This window comes from Zhenhengia sp. (genome assembly GCF_046966505.1).
GTDB lineage: Bacteria > Bacillota > Clostridia > Lachnospirales > Cellulosilyticaceae > Zhenhengia > Zhenhengia yiwuensis.
Genome location: NZ_JBKVCH010000023.1, coordinates 1 through 16754 on the forward strand (window position 1 = coordinate 1; position 16754 = coordinate 16754).

The 16754-nt window shown below is 33.7% G+C and carries 16 protein-coding genes; 14 read left to right on the forward strand and 2 right to left on the reverse strand.

All coding sequences use genetic code 11. The features are described from left to right. Nucleotides 1-383 precede the first annotated feature (383 nt). From ACLTBU_RS16545 to ACLTBU_RS16555, 3 genes are all read left to right on the forward strand, one after another. Nucleotides 384-755, forward strand: a complete 372-nt coding sequence (locus ACLTBU_RS16545; RefSeq protein ID WP_412220069.1) for a type II toxin-antitoxin system PemK/MazF family toxin — start codon at nucleotides 384-386, stop codon at nucleotides 753-755. Nucleotides 756-897: 142 nt separating this feature from the next. Continuing rightward, on the forward strand, nucleotides 898-1827 hold the full coding sequence (gene uvsE / locus ACLTBU_RS16550; protein ID WP_412220072.1) for a UV DNA damage repair endonuclease UvsE: 930 nt from the start codon (nucleotides 898-900) through the stop codon (nucleotides 1825-1827). 58 nt (nucleotides 1828-1885) lie between these two features. After that, nucleotides 1886-3346, forward strand: a complete 1461-nt coding sequence (locus ACLTBU_RS16555) for a leucyl aminopeptidase (protein WP_412220075.1) — start codon at nucleotides 1886-1888, stop codon at nucleotides 3344-3346. Nucleotides 3347-3376: 30 nt separating this feature from the next. On the opposite strand, the gene ACLTBU_RS16560 is transcribed toward ACLTBU_RS16555, so the two are convergent. Further along, on the reverse strand, nucleotides 3377-4720 hold the full coding sequence (locus ACLTBU_RS16560; protein WP_412220078.1) for an MATE family efflux transporter: 1344 nt from the start codon (nucleotides 4718-4720) through the stop codon (nucleotides 3377-3379). A 134-nt stretch (nucleotides 4721-4854) separates the two neighbouring features. Between ACLTBU_RS16560 and greA the strand changes: the two genes are divergently transcribed. The 9 genes from greA to ACLTBU_RS16605 all read left to right on the forward strand — a co-directional run bounded on the left by greA (nucleotide 4855) and on the right by ACLTBU_RS16605 (nucleotide 13289). Beyond that, nucleotides 4855-5316 (forward strand): transcription elongation factor GreA, encoded by a 462-nt coding sequence (gene greA, locus ACLTBU_RS16565; RefSeq protein WP_177670076.1) that lies wholly within the window; start codon nucleotides 4855-4857, stop codon nucleotides 5314-5316. Between the two features lie 90 nt (nucleotides 5317-5406). Continuing rightward, a complete protein-coding gene (locus ACLTBU_RS16570; protein WP_412220081.1) occupies nucleotides 5407-6756 on the forward strand; it encodes a TraB/GumN family protein in 1350 nt (449 codons plus the stop codon). A 1-nt stretch (nucleotide 6757) separates the two neighbouring features. Then, entirely contained in the window at nucleotides 6758-7807 is a 1050-nt protein-coding gene (locus ACLTBU_RS16575; protein WP_177670080.1) for a CapA family protein, read from the forward strand. A 14-nt stretch (nucleotides 7808-7821) separates the two neighbouring features. Beyond that, entirely contained in the window at nucleotides 7822-9249 is a 1428-nt protein-coding gene (locus ACLTBU_RS16580; protein WP_412220084.1) for an aminotransferase class I/II-fold pyridoxal phosphate-dependent enzyme, read from the forward strand. 115 nt (nucleotides 9250-9364) lie between these two features. Further along, nucleotides 9365-10348 carry a DNA polymerase III subunit delta' gene (gene holB / locus ACLTBU_RS16585; RefSeq protein WP_412220087.1) on the forward strand — a complete coding sequence of 328 codons (984 nt, stop codon included), beginning with the start codon at nucleotides 9365-9367 and terminating at the stop codon, nucleotides 10346-10348. Beyond that, nucleotides 10345-11286, forward strand: a complete 942-nt coding sequence (locus ACLTBU_RS16590) for a stage 0 sporulation family protein (protein ID WP_177670086.1) — start codon at nucleotides 10345-10347, stop codon at nucleotides 11284-11286. The genes holB and ACLTBU_RS16590 overlap by 4 nt, the downstream gene beginning before the upstream one ends. Next, on the forward strand, nucleotides 11264-12019 hold the full coding sequence (locus ACLTBU_RS16595) for a tRNA1(Val) (adenine(37)-N6)-methyltransferase (RefSeq protein WP_412220090.1): 756 nt from the start codon (nucleotides 11264-11266) through the stop codon (nucleotides 12017-12019). Before ACLTBU_RS16590 ends, ACLTBU_RS16595 begins: the two co-directional genes overlap by 23 nt. A gap of 13 nt (nucleotides 12020-12032) precedes the next feature. After that, complete coding sequence (rsmI, locus tag ACLTBU_RS16600; protein ID WP_412220092.1) at nucleotides 12033-12881, forward strand: 16S rRNA (cytidine(1402)-2'-O)-methyltransferase; 849 nt, start codon at nucleotides 12033-12035, stop codon at nucleotides 12879-12881. Nucleotides 12882-12917: 36 nt separating this feature from the next. Further along, the gene (locus tag ACLTBU_RS16605) at nucleotides 12918-13289 is read left to right on the forward strand and encodes a hypothetical protein (RefSeq protein WP_320650031.1); all 372 of its coding nucleotides are present in this window, start codon (nucleotides 12918-12920) and stop codon (nucleotides 13287-13289) included. A gap of 10 nt (nucleotides 13290-13299) precedes the next feature. On the opposite strand, the gene ACLTBU_RS16610 is transcribed toward ACLTBU_RS16605, so the two are convergent. Further along, nucleotides 13300-13713 carry a hypothetical protein gene (locus tag ACLTBU_RS16610; protein ID WP_412220095.1) on the reverse strand — a complete coding sequence of 138 codons (414 nt, stop codon included), beginning with the start codon at nucleotides 13711-13713 and terminating at the stop codon, nucleotides 13300-13302. Nucleotides 13714-14167: 454 nt separating this feature from the next. Here ACLTBU_RS16610 and ACLTBU_RS16615 point away from each other — a divergent pair, with 454 nt between their 5' ends. Beyond that, a complete protein-coding gene (locus tag ACLTBU_RS16615; protein ID WP_337531455.1) occupies nucleotides 14168-14818 on the forward strand; it encodes a deoxynucleoside kinase in 651 nt (216 codons plus the stop codon). A gap of 76 nt (nucleotides 14819-14894) precedes the next feature. Then, nucleotides 14895-16340, forward strand: a complete 1446-nt coding sequence (locus ACLTBU_RS16620; RefSeq protein ID WP_412220099.1) for a hypothetical protein — start codon at nucleotides 14895-14897, stop codon at nucleotides 16338-16340. The last annotated feature ends 414 nt before the right edge of the window (nucleotides 16341-16754 follow it).

Genomic DNA, 16754 nt, shown 5'->3' on the forward strand with positions numbered 1-16754 from the left:
GAGCACTTGACTTTTAATCAAGTGGTCCGGAGTTCGAGCCTCCGGTGGCTCATATTTAAAGCTTGCATTTAATGCAAGCTTTTTTTGTATGTTAAAATATAAATAACATAGAGCTAATTATACAAGATGTAAAATTAATAATAGAGATAGGACTTATTGTTATTTCTTTGGTAATAACAATTAAGGTTACAAGAAGAGAAGATACTCTAATTGAGTTGATAGATGAACGAGCAGATAAGATATTAGGGATTATACTTATACAATCAAATTATGAATAAAGAGCAAGGCTTACTTTTAAAGTAGGCCTTGCTCTTTATTTGTCAAAATATGATTAAAGAAACTTTGAATTGGTAATAATAAAATTAAAGAAGGAGGAGAGATTCATGTATACTGAAGAAGCAGCTTTTGAATACATATATCCACGTCGGGGGGAAATTTATGAAGCAGATCTTGGAGTGGGTGATGGAAGTGAACAAGCAGGTATTCGACCTGTTCTTATCATACAGAACAATGTAGGAAATCATTATTCACCTACTATTATATGCGTACCTTTAACTTCAAAGATTAAAAAGGATATACCAACTCATTATACTGTGACCAAAGATAGGTATCATTTCTTAACACATGATTCGACTATATTATGTGAGCAGATTAAAACCATATCCAAGAGACGTCTTTCACATAAGATAGGCATGCTCTCTAAACAAGATATGCAAAATGTGGATCAAAGATTAAGTATAAGCATTGCATTATAGGAATAATGTAGACGGTATACATAGAGACAAAGGAGACGTAGATTTTTCTACGTCTTATTTTATTGCTTTAAATTATTAAGTAGATTTATAAATAATGCCTCTCTATATGACAAAAAATAAGAATGATGAAAGAGGGATGTTTATGAGTTCATGTAAAGTGAGAATTGGATATGCATGTATTAATTTATCATTAGGTAAAAAGTTTCGTACTTTTAGATGGAAGTCTGTAGAGGATCAAGATATTCAAAAAATAAAAGAGGTTATTCAACATAATATTATTTTGCTAGGTGACATTATTTATGACAATATCAAAAAAAATATTTTCGTTTATAGGGTTACGGCAGAGATTATCCCTTTTATAGATAAACTTGAAATTAAGGAGCTAATAGAGAAACATAAAATACTAAGTGAGCCAAAAATTCAAAATGAGTTTGAAAGAATTAGAAAGTGGCAAAAGCAATATGACTTGAGAATTTCTATGCATTCTAGCCATTTTACGATGCTAGCAAGCCCTAAAGAGGATATTGTACAGCGTTCTATAGGAGAACTTAGAGCACAAAGTGAATTTTTAAAGATAATAGGAGGCCAAAACTTAGTTATTCATATAGGAGGTGCCTATGGCAATAAGGAAGAAACTTTAGAAAGATTTAAAGAGCATTTAAAAACATATAAAAGAGAAATAGATGTAGAACGGCTAACTATAGAAAATGATGATAAGACTTATACTTCAGAAGAAGTTGTACCCTTATGTAAAGAACTAGGACTTAAATGGGTATATGATTATCATCATGAAAGGTGTAATCCAAGCAAGTATGTAAATATTATTGAACTACTAAGAGAATACCCTCCAGATAAATATCATCTTTCATCAGGAATAGATGGTATTATCAAGCCACCCCATGCGGATTATATTTTGAAAGAGGATATGGAAGGACTTATTAATCAATTAGATTTAGCAGGCATTAAACAAGCAGACATTATTTTTGAAGCTAAGAAAAAAGATTTATCTATTTTTGAAGTTATGGAGCCAACGGAGAATGGTTATTGGAAAATAAAAACTACAAAATTATAAACAAATGTAGTAAGATAGAGTTATAGAATTTAATTTAGATTAAAAGGAGGATAAGTAAATGAACATTACAATTCAAAATAAAGAATTAAAAGATTTACAAGGGATGATTATTCCTGTTTATGAAGATAAAACTCATACTTGTGAAAAAGTTGAAGCGATTAAAGCTGGAGAGCTTTTTAAGGGTAAAGTAGGTGAATGCTTCTACTTTACAACAGAAGAGATGAAATACATGATTTTAGTTGGTTTAGGTAAATACGAAGATCTTAAATCAGAGGCCTTTAAAACAGCTATTGCTAAAGGTGTTAAAAAAGCAAAAGAACTTAAATTAAATGAATATGGTATTAAATTTATAGATGCAGCTCATATGTGTCCAGGTGGTAGAGTAAGAGCTATTGTGCAAGCTGCTAGACTTGCACTTTATAATTTTGATAAGTACAAAACTGGTGAGGATAAAAAAACTTATACACCAAATGTTTATGTATTAGATGCACCAACTGAAAAGATAGAAAAAATGAATGGCAAGCTGAGTGAAATTAATAATATTGTAGATGGCATCATTGAAGCAAGAGATTTAGTAAATGAGCCAGCTAATGTTATCTATCCTGAAACACTTGCTAATAGAGTTGTAGAACTTGGTCAAAGAGATGGATTTGAAGTAGAGATCTTTGATGAAAATCAAATTCAAGAAATGGGTATGAAAGCATTTTATGAAGTAGCAAAAGGTTCAGCAAGAGCTCCAAGATTTATTGTAATGCGTCATATGAATGCCCCAGAAACAGGAGAAATTTTTGGGCTTGTAGGGAAAGGCTTAACATTTGATACAGGCGGTTACTCACTTAAACCATCAGGTTCTATGGATACGATGAAAAGTGATATGGCAGGTGCAGCAGCAGTCATTGGCACAATGAGTGCTCTTGCTAAAAATAAAGTAAAAGCTAATGTAATTGCAGTCATTGCAGCTTGTGAAAATGCTATTTCAGGGATCAGCTATAAGCCAGGGGATATTATTGGTTCTATGGCAGGAAAAACAATCGAAGTACTTAATACAGATGCAGAAGGCCGTTTAACTTTAGTTGATGCTGTAACTTATATTATTGAAAAAGAAAAAGTATCAAAAGTTGTAGATATAGCGACACTTACAGGTGCAGCGCTTGTGGCATTAGGGACAACAACAACAGCCGTTGTATCTAATAATGATGAATTCTACAATGACCTTATTGCTAAAGCAGAAAGAACAGGTGAGAAGTTCTGGAGATTACCAGATTTCGATGACTACAAAAAACTTATTAAGAGTGATATTGCAGATCTTAAAAATATTGGTGGTAGAAATGCTGGGACAATTACAGCAGGTTTATTTATTGGAGAATTTGTTCAGGATAAACCATGGTTACACTTAGATATTGCAGGTACTTCATGGGCAGAAACAGCTTTAAATGAGTACTCAGTAAAAGGTGCAACAGGTGTGCCAGTATCAACACTTTATGCATTAATTGAGCAAAGAAAACCATGTAAACACTAATAGAGAGAAAATAAAAAGTTGCCTATCCGTCTAGGCAACTTTTTTATTTTTAGCTTTCATATGACAGTACAGCATAACCCCTATAAGAATAAAGATAGAACCTATATCAGAAAAAGGTTGTGCATAGAATACACCTTCTACGCCCATAAAGATTGGTAGGGTGAGAGAAAATAAAATTTGAAGTACAAAACTACGGCCTATAGAAACAATATTGGCTTCTATATTACGATTAAGTGCTTGGTAATAAGCACCCATAGTATAAACAATACCAATGAATGGTATACCAAGACAAAAAGTTATTGTACGATTATAAGCTAAATCAAGTAAATTTTCTGCAATGCCATAGAGTCTAATAAAGTATTCCCCGTAAAAAATAAGTGCAAGAAGGGCTACAATACTTGTCATAACACTTGCAATCAGTGTAATTTGCAGGAGTTTATGCATGCGTTTAATTTGATTTGCACCATAATGGCAACCAATAAGTGGTTGCATACCTTGAGACATTCCTACACAGAGCTGAGTATAAAGAGAAATAACATAACCTGTTACACAGAAGATAGCAATATCTGCTGTATTACCATATTGATATAAAATAACATTTTGAACTAGTATAACGACACCTATAGAGATTTGAATCATAAAAGATACAAAACCAATTTTAAAGATATCTTTTAATAGTTTTTTATCAATTTTAAAATATTTTTTATGGAATTTAACATGGGACTTACCAGATAGGAAGTACCAAAGACCTATAATTGTTGAGAAGATCACACCGGCACCTGTTGCTAGAGCGGCTCCCAGGGTTCCCATACCTAATTCAATAACAAATAACCAATCTAAAATAATATTCCCAATTGCACCTGCTCCTACCATAAGCATAGATAAGTGAGGATTACCATCAGCTCTTACAAGTGGATTAAGTGCATTGGCTAGGAGGTAAGGAATAGCCATTAGATAAATAACAATAAAGTAATCTTTAGTATAGCCAAAAGTCTCTTCAGTAGCTCCTAAAAATTTAATAATAGGATTAGCAAAGAGTGGGCCTAGAATCATAAGACCAACACCGATAATTAAAAGGGATTTAAGAACAGTACCTAAAAGACGTTCAGCTCGTTCCTTATCATGACTCCCTAAGCAAATAGAAATAAGACTGCTAGCGCCTGAGCCAAAGAGAAGACCTATACCTAGTATAACTGTAACAGCAGGCCAAGCTAAATTTACCCCTGCAAGCCCAGCTTCGCCAGTACCTTGCCCAACAAAGATGCCATCTACCATAGTATAAATCGTATTTAGAATAACACCTATAACGGAAGCAGAAACAAATTTAGACCAAACTTTAAATAAGTTGCCGTTTAATATATGCTCAATATTCATATATGGACTCCTTTTCTATAAGATATCTTAAAAAATTATATAGCATTCATCTTTGGAAAGTAAAGTGAATTAGGGCTAGAAATGCTATAATGAGGATATAATGATAAAAGTTAAAAAATTTATAGGAGGAGAACATGCGAAATTTTTTAAGTAAAGAAGATATAGAAGAAATGCAAAAAGAAATTGAATATAGAAAGGTCGTAGAACGTAAAAGGCTTATCGAAGATGTAAAAGAAGCTAGGGCTCATGGAGATTTAAGTGAGAACTTTGAGTATAAAGCAGCTAAAAGAGAAAGAGGTAAGAATGAATCACGTATTCGTTACTTAGAACGCATGATTAAGACTGCAAAAATCATTTCTACAGAAAGTAATGTAGATGAGGTAGGACTTAATAAACAAGTACGTATTAAGTTTTTAGACGATGATTTTGAGATGACCTATATGATTGTTACAACTATGAATACAGACGCTGTGAATGATAAGATTAGCATTGAATCCCCTTTAGGAAAAGCCTTATTTAAGAAAAAAGTAGGACAACGTGTCAAAGTAGAGGCACCAGAAGAAACCTATGAGGTAGAAATACTAGAGATCCTATAAGATATATAAATTAATGATGTGTTTACATTTAGAAGACTCTGTTTTACTATAAGCTTATATGGGAAATATTTGAAGAAGGGGTGCTAGGATATGTTCAAAAAAATTTGCAGTGTAGGATTTCTACTTTGGACTATGCTTGGAAGTTCTATGATTTATGGGCAGGAACCAGGGCAGATAGTTATTCCTCGGTGGGCTAAAAGTGATTTATTGACAGCAGAAGTAAGTGGATTAGTACCAACTGACTATGTTAAGTATCTTAATCAACCTATAAATGAAGAACAATTAACTCAGATTATAGAAGGACTTAAAGGGCAGTGCAGGCAAGCTGGACTCAATGAGCAGGAAGTTAAATCCATCATACAGATAGGAACAAGAGAGCAGGTACTAAGTAGCTATTATAATGTGCTTCAAGGTTTCGAGGGACGAGTTGATTTGAAGAAAGATATGATAAGTTACATGCAGCATGCTGGTGCTATTAAAGGTGATGAAAAAGGCAATTTAAATTTAAAGGAACCTTGTACGGTACAAGATGCCGTTTTATTTGCGAATCGTATTGTAACAGATATTTATAAGCAGACCGAAGCAGGGGCCAAAGGATTCGTGTGGGAAGTAAGTGATGAGAATAATACAGTTTATCTATTGGGAACCATTCATTTAGGGAGACAAGAACTATATCCATTTAGTGCTGGGCTTAACAATATCCTAGAAAAGGCTGATAAAGTAGCATTTGAAGTAGATTTTAATAATCAAAGAGAACAAGTATATTTTTATCAGAAACAAATGTATTTAGATGACACAACCCTTAAAGAACATTTAGATGAAGAAACTTATACAAGAACTGTAGAAGTCTTTAAACAGTATGGCATGTCAGAGGAAGAAATAAATAGATATAAGCCTTGGGCGCTGTCAAATACATTAGCAACACTTAATGTAAATACAGGAGATAAGGAAAATCACACTACTACTTCACTTCCTGTTATAGATTTATATGTCTATACAAAAGCACTTTTAGAAAACAAAGAGATTTTAGAAATAGAAGGGTATAATTTTCAAGCAGGTTTATTTGATGGGCTAGATGAAGCGTATCAAATAGAAAGTTTAAAAACTAATTTAGATGCTTTCAAGTCTGAGGATGAAATAAATGTAGAGAGCGTAATATTGGTAAATGAATGGGTAAAGCAATTTATAGAAGGAAATATAGAAGCATTTGCAACACGTTATGGTAAAGACCAAGCTTTAGAGCAAGATGACCCATTAATGAAATTACTCTTTATAAATCGGGATGAGCGTATGACAGATAAAATTGTAGAGTATTTAGGGGATAAAGAAAATGCTACTTACCTCGTAACGGTTGGGGCAGGGCATATGGTAGGGAAGAAAGGCATTATCAATAGGCTTCAGAATTTAGGATATACCGTAAATGTAGTAGGGGGGAATTAATATGAATAAGGGGAGAAAATATAGTATTAGTCTATTACTCGTTTTATGTTGCTCTATCAGTACAATGTTATTGGGCATGGAAATAGAGGACTTAATGAAGTTAAGGTTATATATGAAGAGTACTTTAACACCTAGTAAAGAAATTACTTTATCTTTTGCGGGTGATTGTACACTTGGAACTTATTACGGGCAAGGAGAATGGAATAGATTTGACCAAGTAGCTAAAAAGGAAGGCAATGCTTATTTTTTAGAAAAGGTTAAACCTATTTTTGAAGCAGATGATGTAACTGTTGTAAATCTTGAAGGTCCACTTACAACAGGAGGTCAAAGGCAGGAAAAGCAATTTGCTATTAAAGGAGATCCTAGCTATACGGAGATCTTACAGTTAGGTAGTGTAGAAGCAGTAAGCCTTGCCAATAACCATACATATGATTACGGACAGGAAGGTATGAAGCAGACAGAAACTGCTTTAGATAAGGCACAGATTGATTATTTTAGAGGAAATAAAATTGCTTATAAAGAAGTAGAAGATATTAAGGTTGCTCTAATTGGTGAGAAGGGTTGGGATAATAGTCAATCTACTAAAGCTAGGATTAAGCAGTCTATTTCCCAGGCAAAGAAAGAAGCAGACCTTGTGATTGTAATGTTTCACTGGGGTATAGAAAGAGAACATTATCCTAATAGTATACAAAAGGATTTAGCACATTTTTGTATCGATGAGGGAGTAGATTTAGTAGTAGGCTCACACCCTCATGTTATACAGGGGATAGAAACTTATAAGGGTAAAAATATCATTTATAGCTTTGGCAACTTTAGTTTTGGAGCCAACAAAAATCCAGATGATAAAGATACCTTTATTTATCAAGAAACTTATAAGCTTCAAGGAGGAGAGGTAACACGTACTGAGAGCAAGGTGATTCCTTGCAGCATTTCTTCAAGTAAAGAACGTAATAACTATCAGCCTACACCTTTAGAAGGAAAAGAAGCAGACCGTGTATTGCAAAGGCTTGAGACTTATAGTAGTAAGTTTAAACAATCATACTTTAAATAGACAGGATGAAAAACATGAAAACGCCACTTTATAATGCATTAATAGAATACAGTAAGCACAAAAAGCCTTTTCATATGCCAGGGCACAAGCTTGGAACTTTTGGTGATATGAAGCAGTTAGATTTCACGGCTTTAGATGTAACAGAAGCAAATGGCCTTGATAATCTCTATGAAGCAGAAGGGATTATTAAAGAGGCTATGCAAGAGATGAGCAGATTTTATGGAGCCCAAAGCACTACCTTCTTAACTAATGGTTCTACAGCAGGTATACTGGCTAGCCTTATGACCATATGTAAGCCAGGGGATAAAGTACTTATAGCAAGAAACTGCCACCATAGTGTATGGCATGCTTTAATTTTAATAGGTGCAGTACCTATTTATATTCAACCTGAGTATAATGAGGACTTTGGTCTAATGGGAGTCATAGCTAAAGAGACAATCAGTCAGGCATTAGATTTATATCCAGAAGTAAAGGGGGCTATTATTGTAAGTCCAACCTATGAAGGGATAGTTTCCGATGTTAAAGGAATAGCTGAAGTTTTACATGAACAAGATAAAGTACTTATAGTAGATGAAGCCCATGGAGCACATTTTGTAGTAGATGAGACCTTCCCAGAAAGTAGTGTTTTGCAGGGAGCAGATTTAGTGATTCAAAGTATGCACAAGACTTTACCAACCCTTACACAAAGTGCACTTCTACATAGAGGAACTAATAAGGTAAATGAGGGCGAACTTATTAAGAATCTAAGATTAGTTCAAACTAGTAGTCCATCATATGTGATGATGAGCCTTATGGACTATATGAGGGGTTATATAGAGAGTCATAGAAATGAGATTAAAAAAAGCTATATTATGCCACTTGAGAAAATGCGCGTTGAGCTTAGTAAGATGAGAACGCTTAAATTATTAGGGCTACCAAGTGCTATGTATGACCAAAGCAAAATTGTTATCTTTACAAATGGGAGCGGTATAGATGGTTATACTTTAGGGCAATACTTAGAAGAACGTTATAATATAGTGGCAGAAGCTATGTTGCCGCATCTGATTATTCTTATGACTACATTAGCAGATAATGAGCAGACTTTAACCCACTTAGAAAAAGCATTAAGAGCTATAGATGAAGAACTCTTCCTTAATAAATGTATAGCAAGTGACGATAGATATAGTAAGTTAATAGGGCCTATTTTAAGTCAAGTAGATGATGTGACAAAAGGGGAACTATCACCGAGAGAGGTCTATTACAAAGAGTCACAGTTGTCCCCGGTAGAAGCGTGTATGGATAGAATTTGTGCACAGCAAATCATGCTTTATCCACCAGGTGTACCTATTATATGTTTAGGAGAACGCATAAGTAAGGTACATATAGATTTAATCAAACAGTATAGAGATAGGCTTAAGGGATTAGAAATAGTGGATGGTCAAATCCATTGCAAAGTATTATAGATTTCAGTACAATAAGAGAGTAATAGGGCTTATACCTAATTTAAAGCTTATTATGAGATATAGTAACGTAACGTTCGTGGTTTCACGGACGTTTTTCTATAGAAAGGAAAAGACTATGGAACTATTTCAAGATATTAGAGGACATGAAGATATAAAAAAATATTTTAAGAAAGCTATTCAAACAGATAAAATATCACATAGTTATATCTTTGAAGGGCCAAAGGGTGTAGGCAAAAAAATGATGGCTATGTCTTTAGCAAAGGCTCTTTTATGCCAAGGAGAAGGCAGGCCTTGTGGCAAATGTAAAGCATGTGCACTGGTAGAGGCAGGTACACACCCAGATATTATTAAAGTAGATAAAGATACAAGAACAACTAAGATAGATACTATTCGTGAACAAGTGGTTAAAAATATGGATATTAAACCTTATCAAGGACCCTATAAAATCATTATTGTGACGGAAGCAGATACTGTAACCATAGAAGGCCAAAATGCTATGTTAAAGACTATAGAAGAGCCACCAAGTTATGGGATGATTATTTTAATTACAGAAAATCTAGCTAAGTTACTTCCAACTATTAAGTCTAGGTGTATTCAATTACGATTTAATCCACTTAATCAAACTCAGATTATGGAGTATTTACAGGAATACCCTATAAGTGAAGTGCAAAAAGAAATTTATGCACAATTTGCTGAGGGGAGCATAGGGACAGCTAAGAAGTTAATAGAAGATGAGGATTTCTTAGAAGAGAGAAGAACAAGCATTAACTATCTTTTAGACCTTCAAAAAGCCGACCTCATGCAGATGTATAATATACAGAAAAGCATATGTGAGGATAAAGAGTTCATAAGTAGCCTTTTAGAATTCTGGTTACTCTGGTATAGAGATTTAGCCATCCTTAAGGCTACAGGAGAAGGGAACTTGTATTATTTGGATTATAAGACGCACTTACTCGACATGGCATCTAAATTAACGTATAATACAATTGACAGACATATTAAGCTTATTAAAGATGCGACTATGCAAATTAATCAAAATATATACCCGACTTTTGTAATAGAAAATTTATTACTTAAGATAAAGGAGAGAAAAAAATGATAACTGTTATCGGCGTTAGATTTCGAACAGCAGGTAAAATCTATTATTTTGATCCTGAAGATGTTAAGTATGAAGCAGGAGACCATGTTATTGTTGAAACTGCTAGAGGGATTGAATATGGAGAAGTTATCTATAGTAACCGTGAATTAGACGATAAAGAAGTAGTCTATCCTTTGAAGAAAGTTATGCGTATGGCAACAAAGGAAGATGCAGATAAAGTAAAAGAAAATAAAGTTAAAGAAAAAGAAGCTTTTTTCATTTGTAAGCATAAAATTATTAAACATAATTTAAATATGAAGCTTATAGATGTAGAATACACTTTTGATAACAATAAAATTTTATTCTACTTTACGTCAGATGAACGTGTAGACTTTAGAGAGCTCGTAAAAGATTTAGCAGCTGTATTTAGAACACGTATTGAACTTAGACAAATTGGTGTAAGAGATGAAACAAAGATGCAAGGAGGAATTGGAATTTGCGGTAGAAACTTATGTTGTAATAAGTTTTTGAGTGATTTCCAGCCTGTATCTATTAAAATGGCCAAAGACCAGAGTCTATCCTTAAATCCAATTAAAATTTCTGGTATTTGTGGTAGACTCATGTGCTGTCTTAAATATGAAGAAGATGTTTATGTAGAAATTCGCGGCAGATTACCTGAAGTAGGTGACTTTGTACAGACACCAGACGGTAGAGGCGAAGTCCTTTCTGTTAATGTACTTCGTGAACAGGTTAAAGCTGCTGTTAAGAGAAAAGATAAAGATGAGAAAGAAGCTATTACTTACTCCTTATCTGATATCAAAATCCTTACACGTAAGAAGAAATCTTGTGGTGGATGTGGTAGCAATAATGGATGTAGTAGTGGATGCGGCAGCGGTGGATGCTGTAGTAGTTCAGAAGATAAGGAGTTTGAGAACTTTGACTTTAGTAAACTCGAATGAGAGATTAGATGACTTAGATAGAAATGGATATAAAATCATTCAGAATCCCGAAGTATTTTGCTTCGGGATTGATGCTGTTCTTCTTAGCCACTTTGCAAAGGTAACTAAGAAAGACCAGAAAGTATTAGATATTGGGACGGGAACAGGGATTATCCCTATCCTTATGCATGCTGTCTATCAAAAAGGTAAATACACAGGTATTGATATTCAAGAAGAAATGGTAGAGATGGCTAATCGTTCATTGCAACTTAATGAAGTAACAGGGGATATTCAGATTAAGCATGTAGATGTAAAAGATTATAGAAATCATTTTGAAGGTCACTCATTAGATCTTGTGACATGTAATCCGCCTTATATGAAAGGTACAAATGGTCTTAAAAATGAGCATCCTTCAAAGACTATTGCAAGACATGAAGTCATGTGTACGCTTGAAGATATTATAGAAGCAGCAGGTTATGTGCTGAAGGTAAAAGGTAAGCTTTGTATGATTCATAGACCACAAAGGCTTGCAGATATTATTTGTGCCATGAGACAAAATAAAATTGAGCCAAAGAGACTTCGTATGGTATATCCAAAACCAGGACAAGCACCAACAATGATTTTAATTGAAGGTGTAAAGGGTGGAAATAGCGAGATGCGTGTTGAAAAGCCGCTTATTGTCTATAATGAAGATGGAACACATACAGACGAAATCTATGAGATTTATGGCAGAGAAAAGCCTAAAGCCCAGTAAAGAGGAGAATATAATGGAAACATACGGAACACTGACTTTATGTGCAACTCCAATAGGAAATTTAGAAGATATTACTTACCGTGTGGTACGTACTTTACAAGAAGTAGATTTTATTGCTGCTGAAGATACGAGACATACAAGAAAGCTTCTTAACCATTTTGATATTCATACAAAGCTTATTAGTTACCATGAACACAATAAAATGGAAAAAGGCAAGGAGCTTATTGAACTTTTAAAACAAGGTAAAAACTTAGCGCTTGTAACAGATGCAGGTACGCCAGGTATATCTGACCCAGGCGAAGACATTGTTAAACTAGCTATTGAAGAAGGTATTACAGTAACTTCTGCCCCAGGAGCCGTAGCAGGTATTACAGCTTTAATTTTATCTGGACAGAGTACAAGACGTTTTATCTTTGAAGGTTTCTTACCTACAGATAAAAAAGAGAGAAAAGCTTTACTCGAAAGCCTCAAGACAGAGACAAGAACAACTATTCTATATGAAGCACCACATAGATTAAATAAGACATTAGAATTACTATATGAAGCACTAGGCGACCGTTCTATTACGGTTACAAAAGAACTTACTAAGAAGTTTGAGTTTATTCATAAGACGACTTTAAGTGGGGCTATTACTTACTTTGAAGAAGTAGAACCAAAAGGTGAGTTTGTACTTGTCTTAGCAGGTAAAGATTTAAAGACACTTCAAGAAGAAGACCAAAAAGTTTGGGAAGAGATGTCTATAGAAGAACATATGAACCTTTATGTAAATAAAGGGATGGATGAAAAAACAGCCATGAAACAGGTTGCAAAAGATAGAGGCGTAAGTAAGCGAGATATTTATGCTTACTTGCATCAAAACTAAGAATTTAAGTTAAGAATTAAAATGAGGGAGATAACGATGCCAAAAGAAGCAAAAAAAATAAGTGCAGACAGATTACTCATATGGCTAAGTCTTTATATGATTACAGCGATACCAGCTTTTCTAAAGTTATATCAAACAATTCCTATAGGACTTATTTGTATTTTGATTTTAGAGGAGATAGTTTGCTATCATATCTTTGAAGATGAACTTTTAGATGCTTACATGGACCAAGTAGAAAAGCCAGGATTCACAATAGGTCTACTTGCTACTAGTATTGGTGTAATGCTGATTACACTCATTTGGGCCTTCTTCTATGAATGGAAGTTTGTTGTACTTTTAGGTATAGTAGAAATTATTGCTTATATTGTTAGAACCTTCATTAAAATAAAAAGCTCTAGGGATGCCTAGAGCTTTTTATTTAATCATTTATTTTAGTAAAACCTTCGAAAAGAGCTTCACCTTCAATAACTTCACGTGGAAGATCGATCGCAATTTCACCTTCTTCGCTAACGAAGAAAATAAGGTCTTCATTTTCAATGATACCGAAACTTAATGCTTCTCCATAAGGAAGTTCGAAGAGAAGTTCTTGGACTGTTTCTGATAAAGAAGTAATAACCATAGTAAATCCTTCTTTTGGTTCAAGTACAGCAAGTTCATCATCAATAGCATAAAGTTCTGTAGCACTTAAGAATTTTATTTTAAAATCATTTAAAGTATCTTTACAGTCATTAGGAAAATAAATACTGAGTTTATTACAGCATGGAAAACAAAATTCAAGTATGTCATTAAAAGTCTCTTGAGAAAGCTCTGAAATATTAGCGTATAATTTCATATATAGAAAACTCCTTATCTTGGGTAATAAAAAAGACTTGTTTATATTATACCCAATTCAATTTAAATAAGCAACGAAATGAGAAATAAGTAAAAAGAGGATATTGGAGCAAAGAAGCTAATCAATCAAACACTTAAAAACCATGTTATTGCACAGGTTATACTTTGTAGGGATGCTCTAGTCTTAGCATTTTTAAGTATTACCCTAATATTAAGGAGTTCAAGGAAATGATTAATACGCGGGAATTACATATGGAAAAAAGGGAGGATAGCTTGGAAATGAGCATAGTATTTTAAATAATTATGTTATCGGTAAATAATACGGAAAACAGAGAAAAAGGTAACCATTAGAAATATAAGAATTCGTATTGAATCGTGGCCTAGATATGCATATAATAGAGACACTGTATGTAGTGTTGTCCAGCATAAAGACAATTAAGAAAGGCACGGTGAATATGTTGATAGTAGTTGGTGGGATGATTGGTTTAGGAAAATCAAGCGTAGCTGAGGTGTTAGGAGAAGCATTAGAAAGTAATGTATTTTATGAAAGTGTAGATGATAATCCAATTTTACCTTTATTCTACACAGCATCTCCAGAAGAGATTCAAGCAAAGAGATATCCATTCTTACTTCAGTTATATTTCTTAGATACACGCTTTAAAGCAATTAAACAAGCATTAGTTAAAGATAATAATGTATTAGATAGAAGTATTTATGAAGACTGGTATTTTGCTAAAAAGAATATGGAACTTGGCAGAATTAATGAACTTGAAATGCAAGTTTATGAAAGTCTTTTAGATAATATGATGGAAGAATTAGATGAACTTCCTAAAAAAGCTCCAGACCTTATGGTTTACCTTAAAGGTTCATTTGAAACAGTTTTAGATCGTATTATGAAAAGAGGTAGAAGCTTCGAACTTGATACAGAACTTGTAGATTATTACAGATTCTTATGGGAAGGTTATGATGAGTGGGTTATGAACCACTATGATGCTTCAGAAGTCCTTATTATTGATATGGATGTAATAGATGTAGTTGAACGTGAAGAAGATAAAAATAAAGTAATTGAATTAGTTAAAGAAAAACTTAAAGAGATAAGAGCTTAGTACAACATGAACATAGCCCTCTTAACAACATATAATATTAAAGGGTAATATTATATGCTGCTAAGGGGGATTTTTTATGTCTTATAGATGGAATAATTTAACTCCTGTAAATGGATTTGATGGGGGAGATTTAGACAACGCTAAACAAAATAATTATGCTTGGAGCATGGGGGAGCTAGGAGACTATATTTATGTAGGAACTGGTAGAAATATAGTTTATCAGTTACTAGAGCAAGGGGAGATATTCGGTGTACAGCCACCTCCTATTTTAACACCAGAGCATCCTAATAATGATGCAGAAATATGGCGTTACCATAAATCTGGTTACAGAGGATGGGAGAGAGTTTATAAAGCTGAGGCAGGAAAAGAACTTATGGGCTTTAGATTTATGATTACCTATACAGATATTAATAAGGTAACGGCAATCTATGTAGGTGGTTTTACTATAACAGGGGTATCCTATATGCTTATGTCCACGGATGGGGAATATTGGGAAGGAATTATACCTGGTATTCCAGGCGGATTTAGCACCAGAACAATGCTTGTCTATGAAGGTAGACTTTATATGGGAGTCACTAATACATTGGAACAGACCGAAACCACATATCTTTATTGGAGTGATAACCCTAAGGCAGGCTGGCAACCAGTAGAATTTGGAACTGGAGCCAATAATCCTAAAGGAGAAGTAATCTCTATGGCTAGCTTCAAGGGACATCTTTATATAGGGACAGCTCCGTTTGGAGGATTTGAAGTTTGGAGGACAGAAGATAGATTACCTGAAAAAGATCATTGGAAATGCGTTGTAGATAAAGGAGCAGGGGATGAATTAAATGAACTGCCACTTAGCATGGAAGTATTTAAAGGTAATCTTTATGTAGGTACAGGTATTTGGATAGGATTTAAGAGTGTTGATCCTTCTAAAGTAGTAGTTCTACCTAAAGGCTTTGATATTATAAAAGTTAATGGTAAAGATGAATGGACAGTTGTAGTAGGCCAAGAACCTCTATGGCCAACAAATCCAACTACAGGAAAGCGAAATATCTCTTGTTATCCTTCTGGATTTGGGAATATTTTTAATAACTATTGCTGGCAACTAAGAGCTTATTGTAATACTTTATATATTGGAACTTGGGATTCTTCAATTTTATGGGCTACTTTACTGCAAACTTCATATGAACCACCTATAAAAGAAGCCCAAACGCTCATGCCTTCAGCAGATGTTTTAAATAATATTATAAGTAGCATAGGAGAAGGAATATTAAAGTGCCCAGAATTTAAAAAACTTAATTTTAAAAGATGGATTCAAATGCTTATTTGTAGTATAAAAGATCTACCCGAAACTTATGGATTCGACTTGTATACAACTTATAATGGTGAAAACTTTGTTTGTCAGAGTGTTGAGGGGTTTGATGAATCTTATAATTATGGGATAAGAAACTTATTAGTTGCAGATTGTGACCTTTACTTAGGAACAGCTAATCCATTTTTAGGTTGTGAAGTTTGGAGATATCGTGGAAGATAAAAAGAAAGGTCTTAGACCTCTCTTTTTATCTATGCTAAGAAAAATAGTTAAGCTTATAAAATCTTTAATATATTATATAAAAGAAATCATGGAACAAAACTAAGCTCTAGAGGGAATGTAGTTTGTAAGTTGTGTGATAGGGGAGCAAAATCTAAATAGTGGATAGAGAGGTTACCTTACATAGAATAAGATGAAGTAGGTAAAGTCATTGATAAATCTTAAGGTTGCTTAGGAAAATAAAAAAATAAAATAAAAATAAAAAAAGGTGTTGACTTATAGCAAGGAATAACGTATACTAATACAAGTCAGCAGCGCACAGGCACTACTGAGAAAAGGCTAAGGCCTTGATAAATAAAGAAAAATGAACTTTGAAAATAAAATAGTAACCATTAAACCAGTCGATTCATAAAGTCA

Bases quoted from the DNA above. Each gene is read 5' to 3' on its own strand.
- holB (WP_412220087.1), top strand. From the start codon at position 9,365: ATGGAACTATTTCAAGATATTAGAGGACATGAAGATATAAAAAAATAT.
- ACLTBU_RS16575 (WP_177670080.1), top strand. From the start codon at position 6,758: ATGAATAAGGGGAGAAAATATAGTATTAGTCTATTACTCGTTTTATGT.
- ACLTBU_RS16590 (WP_177670086.1), top strand. From the start codon at position 10,345: ATGATAACTGTTATCGGCGTTAGATTTCGAACAGCAGGTAAAATCTAT.
- ACLTBU_RS16620 (WP_412220099.1), top strand. From the start codon at position 14,895: ATGTCTTATAGATGGAATAATTTAACTCCTGTAAATGGATTTGATGGG.
- ACLTBU_RS16555 (WP_412220075.1), top strand. From the start codon at position 1,886: ATGAACATTACAATTCAAAATAAAGAATTAAAAGATTTACAAGGGATG.
- uvsE (WP_412220072.1), top strand. From the start codon at position 898: ATGAGTTCATGTAAAGTGAGAATTGGATATGCATGTATTAATTTATCA.
- ACLTBU_RS16605 (WP_320650031.1), top strand. From the start codon at position 12,918: ATGCCAAAAGAAGCAAAAAAAATAAGTGCAGACAGATTACTCATATGG.
- greA (WP_177670076.1), top strand. From the start codon at position 4,855: ATGCGAAATTTTTTAAGTAAAGAAGATATAGAAGAAATGCAAAAAGAA.
- ACLTBU_RS16560 (WP_412220078.1), bottom strand. From the start codon at position 4,720: ATGAATATTGAGCATATATTAAACGGCAACTTATTTAAAGTTTGGTCT.
- ACLTBU_RS16615 (WP_337531455.1), top strand. From the start codon at position 14,168: ATGTTGATAGTAGTTGGTGGGATGATTGGTTTAGGAAAATCAAGCGTA.
- ACLTBU_RS16545 (WP_412220069.1), top strand. From the start codon at position 384: ATGTATACTGAAGAAGCAGCTTTTGAATACATATATCCACGTCGGGGG.
- ACLTBU_RS16610 (WP_412220095.1), bottom strand. From the start codon at position 13,713: ATGAAATTATACGCTAATATTTCAGAGCTTTCTCAAGAGACTTTTAAT.
- ACLTBU_RS16570 (WP_412220081.1), top strand. From the start codon at position 5,407: ATGTTCAAAAAAATTTGCAGTGTAGGATTTCTACTTTGGACTATGCTT.
- rsmI (WP_412220092.1), top strand. From the start codon at position 12,033: ATGGAAACATACGGAACACTGACTTTATGTGCAACTCCAATAGGAAAT.
- ACLTBU_RS16580 (WP_412220084.1), top strand. From the start codon at position 7,822: ATGAAAACGCCACTTTATAATGCATTAATAGAATACAGTAAGCACAAA.